The organism is Brevibacterium yomogidense (assembly GCF_900163715.1).
Taxonomy (GTDB): Bacteria; Actinomycetota; Actinomycetes; order Actinomycetales; family Brevibacteriaceae; genus Brevibacterium; species Brevibacterium yomogidense_A.
In genome coordinates this window covers 537579-552248 of sequence record NZ_FWFF01000001.1, presented here as the reverse complement: position 1 = coordinate 552248, position 14670 = coordinate 537579, and the positions used below count along the sequence as shown (strand labels likewise).

Here is a 14670-nt window from a genome sequence, read left to right as displayed (position 1 = left end):
ACCGGAGATGTCCACCGTCACGCGCGCGTCCGAGCACACGGCTCACGGCACACGCAGCGCACCCCGCACACGCAGCGGCTCTCGTCCGCTCACAGGCACCCTCGCACTCGCGCGCCTCATCGTGCGAGTCGACCGCATCCGCGCACTCGTCTGGGTACTGGGCGTGGGCGCGATGGGCTTCTACTTCGCCCACGCGATCCAGATCATCGCCGAGGACGACACGGCGCTCGCAAGCCTCGCCGGGCTCTACGCGGATCCGGTCGGCCGCATGATGGTGGGTCCCGGCTTCGGCATGGACGACCCCACGCACGAACGTTTCTTCGCCGCCGGATATGCGGTCTTCATCTACATCCTCGGCGCGCTCATGAGCATCTTCACCGTCGTCCGACACACTCGCGCGGACGAGCAGGCCGGGCGCGCGGAACTCGTCCGCGCCAATGTCGTGGGTCGCCATGCGACCCTCACCGCCACGCTGCTCGTGACCGCGGGGCTCGTACTCACCGCCTCCGCACTCGTTCTCGTCGGCGCACTGAGCGCCGGCTACGCGTGGGAGGGCTCGCTCCTCGTGGCGACGACCGCAGCCGCCGTCGGGCTCTTCTTCACCGGTGCCACGGCGACGATGGCGCAGCTGGGCGAGTCGTCGCGCAGCGCCACCGCGCTGAGCGGAGGCCTCCTGGGTCTCGCCTACGTCATCCGGATGGCCGGCGATGCGCCGGAGGTCGGAGGCACCGCTCTCTCGTGGGCTTCGCCCCTGGGATGGGCTCAGCAGACCGCGCCCTACGTCGATGACCTCTGGTGGCCGCTGCTGCCGCTCGCCGGTGGCGCCGCCGTGCTCGCCGGGCTGGGGTACTGGCTGTCCACCCGGCGCGACGTGGGGGCCGGACTGCTGCCGGCCAGGCTGGGCAGGGCAGAGGGCCGACCTTCGCTCGGCACTCCGCTGGGCCTCGCCCTGCGGTCGCTGCTGGGCACGCTGCGCGGCTGGGCCATCGCCCTGGTGCTCACGTCGCTCATGTTCGGTTCGTACGCGCAGACGATGCTCGACTCAGCAGACTCCCTCCCGCCAGAGCTCGCGGGCGTCTTCGTCGGCGAGGACATCATGCTGGGATACCTCGCATACATCGCGCTCTTCATGGCCGTCTTCGTGACCGCCGCAGGGGTGGGGAGCCTGCAGCAGGTGAGGGGCGAGGAGGCGAGCGGTCGCGCCGAGTACGGACTGTCGGCCCCCATCTCCCGCACCGCGTGGTTGGGCGCGCACCTCACGATCACGATCGCCGGGGTGCTCCTGATCCTCGTCGCCGTCGGCGCGGCGATGGGAGCGGGCGCCGCTCTCTCGCTCGAGGAGGACGGCGCCTCCCGCTTCGGCGACCTGCTGGCCGCAGGAGTGCTCAAAGCTCCTGCAGTGCTGAGCATCCTGGGAGTCGTCACCGCGCTGCTCGGCTGGCTGCCGCGGCTCGCTGTGCCCGTCGGATGGCTGCTCGTGGCGTTCTCCGCCATCATCGGCACCTTCGGCTCGCTGCTCGAGCTGCCGGAGTTCGTGTTCGACATGGACCCGTTCGGTCACCTCGCGGAGTACCCCGTCGAGGCGATCGCCTGGGAGCCGGTCGTCTGGCTCACCGCGATCGGCGCAGCGGGAATCGCCATCGGGCTGCTGGGCTGGCGCCGTCGGGAGGTGGGCCGCATCTGACGCCGCCGAGGTCCCGGCCACGTCCCAGCGGAACGCTGGGGACCGGCCGGGGCCTCGGCGGCGCAGTGCGGCGAGGTCAGTGCCCCGGTGCGGTCACCGTCACCGAGCCGGCTGGTCGCCCATCGTGAGGACGAGCTTGCCTGAGGTCCGGTTCGTCTCGCCCGCTTCGTGCGCACGGGAGGCCTGTGTGAAGGGGAAGGTCTCTGCGATGGTCGCCCGCAGCTTCCCGTCCTCGACCAGCTGTGCGATCTCCTGCATCGCGCCGCGGTCGGCCTCGACCAGGATGAGGGCGGCGCGCACTCCGAGGCTCGCCGCCTTCTCCTGCAGGCCATCCGCGCCGACGGGCACGGTCGAGACCATGATGCCTCCGGACTTCAGGGTCTCCAGGGAGCGCAGCTGGTTGTCGCCGCCGATGGTGTCGAGCACGATGTCGATGTCCCGTGCGGCGTCGACGAAGTCGGTCTCGCGGTAGTCGATGACCTCATCTGCGCCCAGACCGCGGACGAAGTCGTGCTTGGGCGCGCTGGCCGTGCCGATCACGTAGGCACCGCGCGCCTTGGCGATCTGCACGGCGACGTGGCCCACCCCGCCCGCTGCGGCGTGGATGAGGACGCGGTCCCCCGCTCCGACCTGCGCGGTGTCGACCAGCGACTGCCACGCCGTGAGCGCGACCAGCGGGATCGCCCCGGCCTGCACGTGGTCGATCGCCGCGGGCTTCGGGACGAATGCCCGCGTGGGGCCCGCGACGTACTCCGCATGGGACCCGGCGCCGTAGGGGTAGGGGAGCATGCCGAAGACCTCGTCGCCCGGTGCGAACAGCGTGACGCCGAGGCCGACCTCCTCGACCACTCCGGACACGTCCCAGCCCAGGGTGTAGGGCGGATCGCCCAGGAAACGGCGGCCGGACCGGTGCTTCCAGTCCGTCGGGTTCACGCCCGCGGCCTCGACCCGCACGAGGATCTCGCTGATGCCGGGAGCGGGGCGCGGGACCTCGACCTCATGGAGGACCTCGGGCCCGCCGTGTTCCTCCTGGCGCATCGCCCTCATCGTCGGCCGGTCGTTCTTTGTCGCGTCATCGGATGACGTCATGGAGTGCCCCTCTCTTCCGTGTCTCGTCTGTGTGGAATCGTCGTCGCGGTCGTCGTGCTCGTCCTGGTCGTCGTGCGGCTCGCGGACACCGTCACCCGGCGGGCAGCACGAGGGTCAGGGCATGGATCGCGACGCCCACGAGCGCACCGATGACCGTGCCGTTGATCCGGATGTACTGCAGGTCGCGGCCGACGTACAGCTCGATGCGATCGGAGGCCTCCTTCGCGTCCCAGCCGGCGATCGTGTCCGAGATGACGGAGGCGAGCTCCGGACCGAACGATTCGACCAGGTCTCCGGCGGTCGTGGCGATCCGCTCGTCCATCTCTGAGGCGAAGGCGCGATCCGTGCGCATGCGCTCCGCGGCCTCCGTGAGGAGAGCGCGGACACGCGCGTGGACAGGTCCGTCCTCATCCAGGACGGCGGCCCGCAGCAGGCGCTTCAGCGACGACCAGATCTCCAGCACCGCGTCGACGACGCCGTCCTGTGTGAGCAGGTCGTCGAGGACCTTCTCCGCGCGCTCGGACAACGGCGTGTTCCCGCGCAGGTCCTGGGACACCTCCACGAGCCACGCGTCCAGCGCCTGGCGCGCGCGATGGAAGCGGTCATCGCGGACCTCTGCCGTCCATTCGAGGACCTCGCGGCGCAGGCGATTGGAGACGACGTCATTCACGAAGCGCGGAGCCCAGTCGGGCGACTTCTGCTGGACGATGTCATCGATGACCTGAGGGTTCTCCGACAGCCATGCGTGCGCCTCGCCGACGATCAGATCGACGAGGTGGTGGTGCGCACCCTCGTCCACGATCTCCCGGATGAGCATCCCCAGAGCGGGCGACTTCCGGGTCGACACGAGTTTGGGGACGAGCACATTGCGGGTGAGGTCCGCGATCGCCTCATCGTCCACCCGTGCCAGCACGTACTCGAGGCCCTGGCCTGCACGACGGACCACCACGTCCTGATTGCGGGGTGCGATGAGCCAGTCACCGGCTCTGCGCGTGAGCTCTGCGGTGCGGATCTTCGTCGACACAGTCTCCGCCTGGAGGAAGTTCGCCGCAACGAAGTGGGCCATGCTCGCTCCGAGCGTGTCCTTCTTCCGCGGGATGATCGCGGTGTGCGGGATCGGCAGCCCCATCGGGTGACGGAACAGGGCCGTCACCGCGAACCAGTCCGCGATCGCACCGATCATCGCCGCTTCGGAGGCCCGCGCGACGAAGCCCCAGACGCCGGTCATGTCCGTGAGCAGGTGGACGAGCAGGAAGATGATCGCTGCGAGGATCAGCAGTGATGTCGCGAGCACGCGCATCTTGCGCAGTGCGACGGCACGTGCCGCGTCCTCGGCCACCGTGCCCGCGCGAGCGGGAGACGGCGGCGACCCGCGGGGACTCTGAGCTGACGGTTCGATGGTCACAGCCCAACGCTACCGCGCGCAGGTCACTCCAGACCCGTGATCCGGAATCCGGAGTGCACCTTGTAGCGGATGTTGATGCCGATGAGGATCGGGGTGAGGCCCTCGACCATCCGGCTCGACTCCAGCCGACCGGCATCGACGACCCGCAGCCCCTCGATCGTGCTGAGGAGCTCTGTCACCGCCGTCTTGTCCGCCTTGCTGTTCCCGCAGATGAGTGTGTCCTGACCCAGTGACAGATCCGGATCGGAGAGATCGTCGGCGCTGAGCGTGTGCAGGCCGGAGACGACGCGCACGCCGTCGGGAACCAGCGCCGCAGCCTGCTCCGCCGCCGATCCGTGCCACACACCGGTGAGCTGCGTCGGCTTGCCCCCGATCGCAGTGCCCAGCGGCACGCACGCGTCGATGACGATCTGCCCCTCACGCAGCCGATCCTTCACCGACTTGAGAGTCGAGGCCTGGCTGGCGAAGGGGACTGCGACGAGGACGAAGTCCGCACCGTCGGCGGCGTCGCCGTTGTCGGCACCTGTGACGGCGGCGGATTGGACGAGGGCGGAGACCTGCCGTGCAGCCTCTTCCGCCCGTCCTGCGTCGCGGGATCCGATCCTCACCGTGTGCCCGGCTCCAGCCAGGCGCACGGCCATGCCGTGACCCAGGTTCCCGGTTCCCCCCAGGATCGCGACGCTCTTCGACTCTGCCATCTGGTCTCCCCCAGTCGTCATTCCATCTCCTTGATCATCCGTGCCACGTGGGTCATCTGTCCCACGTGCACGCACTGTGCGCGCACGTGGGACAGGCACGTGGGACCCACGTGCTCCCGCACGTGCACAGCGGCTCCGCTCAGTACCGTCAGTCAGTACCGTCAGTCAGTCTGCGTCCGCTCCTCTTCGACTGATCGGTCGGTGCGGACTCGATGCGCGGCGCGGCCGCCGTCATCGTCGGGGTCCACCGGCGTGCTCCGCGGGGTCTCCTCCACGATGAGGTCGCCCGTCTGCGTCCGGCCCAGCACGCGATGACCGTACAGGCCGTAGTTCTCCCGCAGCCGCAGGGACTCGAGGCTGTCGTGTCCCTCCCTGCCGACTGCGATCATCGTTCCTCCCGCATCATCATCGTCTGCGCGCTCCTCGCTCCCCACGAAGAAGTTCGCGACGTGGTACATCACGAGCACGACGATCGTGCCGAATGCGATGCCGGCGAGCGTGAAGGTCTCTGTGACGACGAGGCTCACATCGCCGATCGCGATGATGATGCCGGCGGCCACCGGGACGTTGTTGATCGGCTTCGAGAAGTCGACGCGGTTCTCGATCCAGATCTTCGCACCCAGCAGGCCGATCATTCCGTAGAGGACGACGGTGATGCCGGCGAGCACTCCACCGGGGGTCGCGGAGATGATGGCACCGAACTTCGGTGAGAAGCCGAACACGATCGCGACCAGGCCGGCGACGTAGTAGGCCGCCGTCGAGTAGACGCGGGTGTTCGCCATGACGCCGATGTTCTCTGCGTAGGTGGTGGTCGGCGAACCGCCGATGGAGGTCGCCACGATGGTCGCGACACCATCGGCTGCGACGGCACGGCCCATGTAGGGGTCGAGACGATCACCGGTCATCTCCTCCACTGCCTTCACGTGGCCCACGTTCTCCGCGACGAGCGCGATGACGGCGGGGAGCATGAGGATGATGAACGCCGCGTTGAACTCCGGCAGGTGCCAACCCACGATCCCGGCCGCGGCGTCGGTGGCCGGCGGGAATCCGATCCACGACGCCTCCGCCACCCCGGACCAGTCCACACGGAAGTGGGTGTCCACTGCGTCCGTGGTGGCGTTGTAGGCCGTGATCTGACCGAAGACACGGTCGAAGACCCACGACAGCGCATATCCGAACACCAGGCCCAGCAGGATCGCCATCCGGCCCAGGAAGCCCTTGAGAGCCACGGACATGAGGATGATGACGACCATCACGATGACGGCGATCCACTGATCCTGCGGCCAGTACACCCCGGCCACGACCGGCGCCAGGTTGAATCCGATGAGCATGACCACCGCGCCCGTGACGACGGGCGGCAGGACCTTGGTGAGGATCCCGGCACCCAGGAAGTGGATGAAGACACCCACCAGTGCGAGCACGATGCCCGCGATGAGGATCGCACCGGTCACCTGCTGCGGCGTGCCTCCCTGCGCGGTCACCGCCGCGACGCCGCCGACGAAGGCCGCCGAGGTGCCCAGGTAGCTGGGCACCTTCCCATTCACCATGAGCAGGAAGATGATCGTCGCGAAACCGCTCATCAGCACAGCCAACTGGGGGTTCAGCCCCATGACGATCGGGAAGACGAATGTCGCCCCGAACATCGCCACGACGTGCTGAGCGCCCAGTCCTGCCGTCCGCGGCCAGCTCAGCCTCTCGCCGGGCGCAACCGCGCCTCCCGGCTTGACGCTCTTCCCATCACCGTGCAGTTTCCATCCGAATGCTGACATGGTCCTCTCCTCGTCCGGCTCCAGTGGCCGACTCAGGTGCCTCCGGCGCCATTGCCGGAGGCACATCTCTCAGGTGACGTCTGGGGAGCTGCTGTACTTTCTGAAGTCCCGTGGTCGCGCGAAGTCGTCGCGACCCGGATCACCGGCTCGGAGGAGTCGAGGGAGGAACGCCGGCCCGGCCCCGGCGCGGGGCCGGGCCGGCGTCTCTCACGACTTCGCCTGCAGACGCTCGGTGAACTGCGGGATCAGGCTCTCCCCGTACACGCGCAGGGTCTCCTCCTTGTTGTCATGGTCCAGGTATCCCGCGAACTGCGTGACGCCCAGCTTCCGGTACTGCTCGAGCTTCTCCGCGTGCTGCTCAGCCGTGCCGATCACGCAGAAGCGCTCCACGATCTCATCCGGCACGAAATCCACATGGCTGTTGCCCGATCGGCCGTGGTCGTTGTAGTCGTAGCCCTCGCGGTTCTTGATGTAGTCGGTGAGCGCCTTCGGCACGGTTCCGTCCGCGCCGTAGCGCTCGACGATGTCCGCGACGTGGTTGCCGACCATGCCGCCGAACCAGCGGCACTGCTCGATCGCGTGGCGGTAGCCCTCCTCCGTGCCGTCCGTCACGTAGAACGGGGCGGCGACGCAGAAGGCGACGTCGTCCGGGTTCCGGCCTGCGGCCTCGGCGGCGTCACGGACCGTCTTGATCATCCATTCGGCGATCTCGACGTCGCCGCACTGGAGGATGAAGCCGTCGCCCGTCTCCCCCGCGATGGCGAGCGCCTTCGGTCCGTAGGCCGCGACCCACACGTCCAGCTGGGAGTCCTGCGACCAGGGGAAGCGGATCTCCGACCCGTTGATCTCGACGGACCGGGAGTTCGCGAGCTCCCGGATGGTGCCGATCGATTCGCGGAACTCCCTGAGCGTCACGGGCTTCTTGTTCAGCACGCGCAGCGCGGAGTCGCCGCGTCCGATCCCGCAGATCGTCCGGTTGCCGAAATGGTGGTTGAGCGTCGCGTACGTCGAGGCCGTCACGGTGAGGTCGCGCGTCGCGGGGTTCGTGACCATCGGGCCGACCTTGATGCGCTTCGTCGCGTCGAGGATGAGCGAGTACAGGACGTACGGCTCCTGCCACAGGATGTGGGAGTCATAGGTCCAGAAGTTCGTGAACTTGTGCTCCTCCGCCTTCTTGGCCAGAGAGATGGTCCGTGCTGCAGGCGGGTTGGCCTGGATGACGACTCCGAAATCCATTGCTGATGCTCCTTCGATTCGTGGGGTGCCGCGCCGGGATCGCCGGCGCGGCGTGGGCTCTGCTCAGGGAGCAGTGATCGTTCCGTAGGTGTCCGGGCGCCGGTCCCGGTAGAACTGGAAGTTGTCGCGGGCCTCGCGCACCAGGCTCAGATCGAGGTCACGGATGAGGATCTCCTCGTCCGTGCGCGAAGCGATGTCGCCGACGTAGTTGCCCTGCGGGTCGGCGAAGTAGGAGGAGCCGTAGAAGTCGACGGCTTCGTCGCCGTACTCGTTGTCCTCCCGTCCCACCCGGTTGGAGACTGCGACGAAGTACTGGTTCGCGCCGGCTGCCGCGGTCTGCTCCAGCTCCCAGAGCCGGTTGGACAGCCCGGGCTTGGACGCGTTCGGGTTGAACACGATCTCCGCTCCCGCGAGGCCCAGCATCCGCCACCCCTCCGGGAAGTGCCGGTCGTAGCAGATCGAGACCCCGATCCGGCCGATCGCCGTGTCGAAGACGGGCCATCCCAGGTTGCCGGGACGGAAGTAGAACTTCTCCCAGAAGTTCGCGACATGCGGGATGTGGTTCTTCCGGTACGTGCCCAGGTTCGTCCCGTCGGCATCGACGACGACTGCCGAGTTGTAGTAGACCCCCTGCATCTGCTCCTCGTAGATGGGGAGGATCGTGACGATGCCCAATTCCTTCGCGAGCGACTGGAACCGCTGGACGATCGGGCCGTCTGCGGCTTCCGCGAACGCGTAGTACTTCTTGTCCTGGGTGATCCCGAAGTACGGGCCGTAGAAGAGCTCCTGGAAGCTGATCGCCTCCGCCCCCTGCCCGGCTGCATCGCGGACGAACTGCTCGTGCTTGTCGAGCATGGACTCCTTGTCGCCGGTCCAAGTGGTCTGGGTGACTGCGACGCGAACCATGTGTCTCCTCGGATCTGGGATGCTGTGGACGCCTGCCCGGCGGGCTCCGGGTCGGGCGTCATGCCTCGTGGATGTCTCCGTCGGCGTGGGGGTCGCGACGGGATTGCTCTCATCCTCAGCCCCGGAGTGTGACGTGTCTAACATCGAGTTCGCAACAGACTCGCCACTGAAACCGATGAGCCCCCTCCCAGCCCCTTCCCGGCAGTGCCGTCACCTGCGAGGATGAACGGGATCGTCCACCCCGACGCCTGAGGAGGCCCAGCCGTGGACACCGCGCAGCACACCGATCGGGACCGTCTTCCTCGCAGCATCGTCTGTCCTCGCAGCATCGTCGTGCTCTCCGGCGGAGTCGGCGGGGCGAGGTTCGCCCGCGGGGTGAGGCACCTCCTCCGATCCGCTGAGGGCGAGCCGCGCTCCACCCTCACGTGCATCGTCAACGTCGGCGACGACATGTGGCTCAACGGTCTGCGGGTGTGCCCGGACCTCGACTCGGTCATGTACGGCCTCGCCGGCGTCAATGACGCGGAGCGCGGGTGGGGTCGCGCGGGGGAATCGGAGCGGGTGAGCGCGGAGCTGCTCGCCTACGGCGTGGGTGCCGACTGGTTCACCCTGGGCGACCTCGACCTCGCGACCCACATCGCCCGCAGCCAGCTGCTGCGGGAGGGTCGGGGCCTCGCGGAGGCCACCCGTGTCCTCACGTCCAGGTGGGACCTGGGGGCCGCGCTCCTGCCCGCCACCGAGCACGAGGTCGAGACCCGTGTCCGTGTGGGCGAGACCGAGACCCTCCACTTCGAGGAGTGGTGGGTGAGGCACCGGGCAGCGCTGCCGGCGCGCGAGTTCGTCCGGGCCGGGGCCTCGGCGGCGGTGCCCGCTCCCGGCGTCCTCGAGGCGATCGGATCGGCCGACCTCGTCCTCCTCGCTCCGTCGAACCCGATCGTGTCGGTCGGCTCGATCCTCGCGATCCCCGGGATCCGGGAAGCGCTGGCCGCTGCTGCTGCGCCTGTCGTCGGGCTCTCACCCATCATCGGCGGGTCGCACCTGTTGGGCATGGCCGCGCAGTGCCTCACCGCGGTGGGCGCCGAGGTCTCCGCCGCCGGCGTCGCCGAGCACTACGGGGCGCGCGCCGTGGGCGGACTGCTGGACGGCTGGCTCGTGGACTCGCGTGACGCGGGGTCGGTGCCGCGGATCGAGGCGGCCGGCATCGCTGCCGCGGCCGTCCCGCTGCTCATGGGAGACGACGCGGTCACCGCGGAGATGGCGCGGGCCGCCGTCGACCTCGCGGAGCGGATGAGCCGAGGCTGAGCACCGCCAGCTGCGCGCCCGTCGCCGCTCCGAGGCCCAGGCCTTGGGCCGCTTCGAGGTCGACGCGGGTATCGACGTCGCGCCGCAGGCCGGGGAATGCACCGGCCAACGGCACATGGCCCGCGGCGACGTGATGTGCGAAGGACCCGAATCCGAACCGCGGGTGCGGCCGGACGGGTTCCGGCACCTCCCGCGCGCCGAACGACTGGTACGGCGGTGCCGCGGTGCCTCCGGCCCACGGGTTCCCGGTGAGCAGCACCGTGCCGGTGCCGTCCGCATCGGCGAGGATCGCACGCCGGTGCGCTGCCGCGAGCGCGAGCGCCCCGTCGATGTCCTCCGGTGACACCGCCGGCAGGTCGCCTGTCATGACGGCGATGCGGCGCACCGAATCCTCGAGGAGAGCCGCATCGATCCCCGCCTCGATCGCAGGATTGAGGCCCGGGCCGCGGGTTTCGCCGATGATCGTCGCGCCGCGCAGGCCCAGCTCGGCGGCGGCGAGCGCATCCTCCGTGACGACGAGGACGCGGGCGACCCGCGTCGCGGATCTGGCCGCCTCGACCGCGTCGGTCGCGAAGGACAGCGCGAGCCGCTGCCGGTCTGCGGCCTCGAGCCCTGCCAGGCGCGACTTCGCCGCCTCGAGCCGTTTGACCGGGATGATGAGATCCCAGGCGAGAGTCCTCACGGCTCGATCCCGTGCTCGCGCAGCGCGGCCGCGTAGCCGGCGGCCCAGGATTCGGCGGCGCCCGTGTGGAACATGTCCTCGTCGCGGGCGCGCAGCAGAGCGCGGGCGGACCGCGGGGTCGAGGACTCCTCCCGGTCGACGAGCTCCGCAAGCCCCCTCACGACCGCGACGGGCCGCCCGGCGGCCTTCCCCTTGACGAGGTCCGTCGCCGCCGCGATCGCATCCGCCACCGCCGTGACGGTCACGTTCATCTCCTGTCCGAACTCATCGACCGTCCCGCGGAAGTCGAGCACCTCCTGCATCCCGGCGATGCCGATCGCCGCATCGGTCTGACCGACCCGCCACGGCCGCCCCAGCGTGTCGGTGACGACGACGCCCACGCGGATGCCCAGCCGCTGCCGCACCGCGTCGACGATCCGGCGCGCGGACGCGTCCGGGTCGACGGGCAGCAGGAGCACCGTGCCGACCGGCACGCTGCTGTTGTCGACTCCGGCGGCGGCGGCGATGATGCCCAGCCGGTTCTCGACGATCCGGACCGTGCCGCCGGGGGTCTCCCGACTCGCGACGACGCGGACCGTCTCATCCGTGATCGCCTGCTCGCGGTCGTCGGCGCTCACGAACCGGTCCTCCGCCTTCGACACGATCTTCGACGTCACCGCGAGGATGTCGCCGTCCTGCAGCCCGCCGGGCAGTCCGGCACACTCCGCGGCCTCGCCGGACGCCCCCGCCGCAGCAGGATCCTCCATCGCATCGACGATGATTGCGCCCAGGTCGTCTCCCGGCTGGATCTCGCCGATGCCCTCGAGCGCTGTGATCTGTAGTGTCATGGGGTGCTCCTCTCGCTCCCGCTGCTGTCGTGACGACACTCCGGGGCGCGCGGGGCGCCTGCCGCAGGGAACCGCCTGCCGCAGTTCCCCCTGCCCCTCGGGAGGCATGAATGGCGTCGATCGGTCTGTCCCTGCGCCTCGAGCATCTCCACCCGCGCGCTGCGGTCGACCTCGCGGTGCGCGCAGAGTCCCACGGGTTCTCCGGCGTCATGGCCGCCGACCACTTCCAGCCGTGGCTGCCCGACGGCGGCCACGCCCCGTTCGTGTGGAGCGTCCTGTCCGCGATCGGCGAGCGCACGAGAGGCGATCTGGGCCCGGGCGTCACCACCCCCAGCTTCCGCTGGCACCCCGCCGTCGTCGCACAGGCGTCCGCGACGACGGCTGCGATGTTCCCCGGCCGGCACTGGCTGGGGATCGGTTCCGGCGAGGCGATCAACGAGCACGTCGTGGCCCAGTACTGGCCCGAGGCCCCCGAGCGGATCGACCGCATGTTCGAGGCCGTCGACCTCATCCGCAAGCTCTTCGCCGCGTCCCTGCAGAAGCGGGACGTCCGACATGCGGGCCGCTACTTCTCGATGGAGTCGACCCGTCTGTGGACGATGCCGGACACCGCGCCCGAGGTCCTGGTCGCCGCCTCCGGCCCCGTCGCCGCGAAGCGCGTGGGCCGGTCCGCCGACGGCATCATCACGGTGGGCGCACCCGGGGACCGCGTGCCGCAGCTGCTGTCGCGGTTCGCCGACGGCGCCCGCGAGTCCGGTCGGGATCCCGCGACCATGACGAAGATCGTCCAGCTGCACGTGTCGTGGGCGCCCACCGAGGACGAGGCGATGCGGCAGGCGCTCGAGCGGTGGCCGATCGGGGCCATGCCGTTTCGCAAATCCGATATCCGCTCGCCGTACGACTTCAAGCAGCTCGCGCGCACGGTGCGTCCGGAGGACTTCGCCGGGCACGTCCACATCTCCTCCGACCTCGACGCGCACCGGGAGTACATCCAGGCGCACCTCGATCTGGGCTTCGACCGCGTGTACCTCCATCACGTGGGCGCCGACCAGAGTGCGTGGGTCGAGGCGTTCGGCGCGTCCGTCCTGCCGCGGCTCCGGGGCCTCTGAGCCGCATCCGCCTGGGCCCACGGGTCCTCGAGTCCGCCCGTCCCGCGGAGGCTCCCGGCCTGATCTTCCTCCGGCAGGCTCAGCGCATAGACCGGATCGAGGCTGCGCGGATGGCGCAGGACGTGGGCGTCGACGCCGTAGACCTCCCGGATGAGGCCGGGGGTGAGCACGGCCTCCGGATCCCCTGCCGCGTGGAGGCGCCCGTCGCGCAGGACGACGACGGAGTCGCAGACGCCGGCCGCATGGGACAGGTCGTGCAGTGCGGTGACAACCGTGAGCCCTGCGTCCGCGAGCCGGCGCAGCAGTCGGAGGATGCTCAGCTGCGCGTGGGGGTCCAGGTGGTTGGTCGGCTCGTCGAGGAGCAGCAGCTGCGGCTCCTGCGCGAGTGCGCGGGCGAGTCCCACCCGCTGCCGCTGGCCGCCGGACAGGGTCGTGAAGCGACGCTCGGCGAGCGCGGCGCAGCCTGCGACCTCCAGTGCCTCCTCGACGCGGGCGGCGTCGTCAGGATCCGCCCCGCCGAACGCCAGCAGCGGCTGGTGGGGCACACGACCCAGCTCGACGACCTCGCGAACGGTCAGCCGCTCCTCGGTGTGGGCGTTCTGCTCGACGAGCGCGAGCACGCGCGCACGGCGGCGAGGAGTCAGCCGCAGCAGGTCCTCGCCTGACCCCATCACCGCGCCCGCTGCGGGCAGGACGCCGGCGAGGCCGCGCAGCAGCGTCGACTTCCCCGCGCCGTTCGGGCCGATGACCCCGACCACCGCACCAGGCGGCAGTGCGATGCTCACGTCGTCGACGATCCGGGTGCCGTCGAGGTCGACTGTGAGGTGCTCAACCGTCCACCCGCGGTCCCCGAGACCGTCTCCGAAGCCGTCCCCGAACCTCATGAGTCCCCCTTCCGACGGGCGAGCAGCAGCGCGAAGAGCGGTGCGCCGATGATCGCGGTGACGATGCCCACGGGCAGCTCCCGGGGATCGAAGGCCGTGCGCGCGGCGGTGTCCGCCCACACGAGGAGGATCGCCCCCACCAGCGCGGAGACGGGCAGGAGCGTCCGATAGCCCGGCCCCACGAACAGCCGGGCCGCATGCGGGACCACGAGTCCGATGAAGCCGATCGCGCCGCTCATCGACACGAGCACACCGGTGAGGACGGCGGTCGCGGCGAGCATCGACCAGCGCACCGCGCCCACGCGCACGCCCAGTGCGGCTGCGGCGGAGTCGCCGAATGCGAACGCGTCGAGCAGACGGGCCGCAGCCATGATCGGCAGGCCGACGACGAGCAGCGCACCGGCGGCCAGCGCCGTCGCGCTCCACTCCACCCCGCTCAGAGAGCCCATGATCCAGCTGAGGATGTCGCGGTAGGAGTCGCCCTGCGCGTGCCAGAAGATGAGCAGGCTCGTGAGCGCCCCGCCCAGCGAGGACACGGCGACGCCCGCGAGGATCGTCCGGGCCGGCGTGAGCCCGCCGGCCAGGTGGGCGAGTCCCAGTGCGCCGACGAGCGCGACCATCGCCCCGAGGAACGCGGCGACCGGCAGGAGCGCCTGCAGGCCCAGGACCAGCGCGATGACCGCGCCGACGGACGCGCCGGACGACAGGCCCAGGAGGTACGGGTCCGCGAGCGGGTTGCGGGTCGTCGCCTGCATGACCGCTCCGCAGAGCGCGAGTCCCGCGCCGACGACCGCCGCGCCGACGATGCGGGGCAGGCGCAGGCTCCAGATGATGCCGTCCTCGATGGGGGTGAGTCCCGGATCCGGACCGCCCATCCGGGCCAGCACACTCGCGACGACCTGGGTCACGCGCAGGTCCGCGGGCCCCAGCGTCACGGCGAGGGCGATCGATCCCAGCAGCGCCGCCACGAGCATCCCGATGACTGCGAGCGGGCGGAAGCGCCCAGCGCTGCGACGCGGATCGCGATCACCCGTCGACGCGATCGGCCCACGCGGCGGTGCAGCCCTCCTCATCCGCAG

At 70.1% G+C, this 14670-nt stretch carries 13 protein-coding genes; 3 read left to right on the top strand and 10 right to left on the bottom strand.

Going from position 1 to position 14670, the window contains the following annotated elements; genetic code table 11:
• Positions 1-7: 7 nt before the first annotated feature.
• A complete protein-coding gene (locus tag FM105_RS02255; RefSeq protein WP_087004003.1) occupies positions 8-1684 on the top strand; it encodes an ABC transporter permease in 1677 nt (558 codons plus the stop codon).
• 99 nt (positions 1685-1783) lie between these two features.
• On the opposite strand, the gene FM105_RS02250 is transcribed toward FM105_RS02255, so the two are convergent.
• The 6 genes from FM105_RS02250 to FM105_RS02225 all read right to left on the bottom strand — a co-directional run bounded on the left by FM105_RS02250 (position 1784) and on the right by FM105_RS02225 (position 8787).
• Positions 1784-2773 carry an NADP-dependent oxidoreductase gene (locus FM105_RS02250; protein ID WP_087004000.1) on the bottom strand — a complete coding sequence of 330 codons (990 nt, stop codon included), beginning with the start codon at positions 2771-2773 and terminating at the stop codon, positions 1784-1786.
• Positions 2774-2864: 91 nt separating this feature from the next.
• Positions 2865-4178 (bottom strand): DUF445 domain-containing protein, encoded by a 1314-nt coding sequence (locus tag FM105_RS02245; protein ID WP_087003997.1) that lies wholly within the window; start codon positions 4176-4178, stop codon positions 2865-2867.
• 23 nt (positions 4179-4201) lie between these two features.
• Complete coding sequence (gene npdG, locus FM105_RS02240) at positions 4202-4897, bottom strand: NADPH-dependent F420 reductase (protein WP_087003995.1); 696 nt, start codon at positions 4895-4897, stop codon at positions 4202-4204.
• A gap of 140 nt (positions 4898-5037) precedes the next feature.
• On the bottom strand, positions 5038-6645 hold the full coding sequence (locus FM105_RS02235) for a uracil-xanthine permease family protein (protein ID WP_087003992.1): 1608 nt from the start codon (positions 6643-6645) through the stop codon (positions 5038-5040).
• A 207-nt stretch (positions 6646-6852) separates the two neighbouring features.
• Complete coding sequence (locus tag FM105_RS02230; RefSeq protein WP_087003989.1) at positions 6853-7881, bottom strand: TIGR03842 family LLM class F420-dependent oxidoreductase; 1029 nt, start codon at positions 7879-7881, stop codon at positions 6853-6855.
• Positions 7882-7944: 63 nt separating this feature from the next.
• On the bottom strand, positions 7945-8787 hold the full coding sequence (locus FM105_RS02225) for a nitrilase-related carbon-nitrogen hydrolase (RefSeq protein WP_087003986.1): 843 nt from the start codon (positions 8785-8787) through the stop codon (positions 7945-7947).
• Between the two features lie 264 nt (positions 8788-9051).
• On the opposite strand from FM105_RS02225, the gene cofD reads away from it, so the two are divergent.
• Positions 9052-10089 carry a 2-phospho-L-lactate transferase gene (gene cofD, locus FM105_RS02220; RefSeq protein ID WP_256970157.1) on the top strand — a complete coding sequence of 346 codons (1038 nt, stop codon included), beginning with the start codon at positions 9052-9054 and terminating at the stop codon, positions 10087-10089.
• On the opposite strand, the gene cofC is transcribed toward cofD, so the two are convergent.
• Complete coding sequence (gene cofC, locus FM105_RS02215) at positions 10031-10771, bottom strand: 2-phospho-L-lactate guanylyltransferase (protein WP_087003983.1); 741 nt, start codon at positions 10769-10771, stop codon at positions 10031-10033. The two genes, cofD and cofC, sit on opposite strands and share 59 nt — an antisense overlap.
• Positions 10768-11598 (bottom strand): coenzyme F420-0:L-glutamate ligase, encoded by an 831-nt coding sequence (gene cofE / locus FM105_RS02210; protein ID WP_087003980.1) that lies wholly within the window; start codon positions 11596-11598, stop codon positions 10768-10770. Before cofE ends, cofC begins: the two co-directional genes overlap by 4 nt.
• Positions 11599-11708: 110 nt before the next feature.
• Here cofE and FM105_RS02205 point away from each other — a divergent pair, with 110 nt between their 5' ends.
• Positions 11709-12707, top strand: coding sequence for a TIGR03557 family F420-dependent LLM class oxidoreductase (locus tag FM105_RS02205; RefSeq protein WP_087003977.1), 999 nt, complete (start codon positions 11709-11711; stop codon positions 12705-12707).
• On the opposite strand, the gene FM105_RS02200 is transcribed toward FM105_RS02205, so the two are convergent.
• Both FM105_RS02200 and FM105_RS02195 read right to left on the bottom strand, forming a co-directional pair.
• Positions 12632-13591, bottom strand: a complete 960-nt coding sequence (locus FM105_RS02200) for an ABC transporter ATP-binding protein (protein WP_087003974.1) — start codon at positions 13589-13591, stop codon at positions 12632-12634. The genes FM105_RS02205 and FM105_RS02200 overlap by 76 nt on opposite strands.
• Positions 13588-14664, bottom strand: a complete 1077-nt coding sequence (locus tag FM105_RS02195; protein ID WP_087004310.1) for a putative F420-0 ABC transporter permease subunit — start codon at positions 14662-14664, stop codon at positions 13588-13590. Before FM105_RS02195 ends, FM105_RS02200 begins: the two co-directional genes overlap by 4 nt.
• Between the last annotated feature and the right edge of the window lie 6 nt (positions 14665-14670).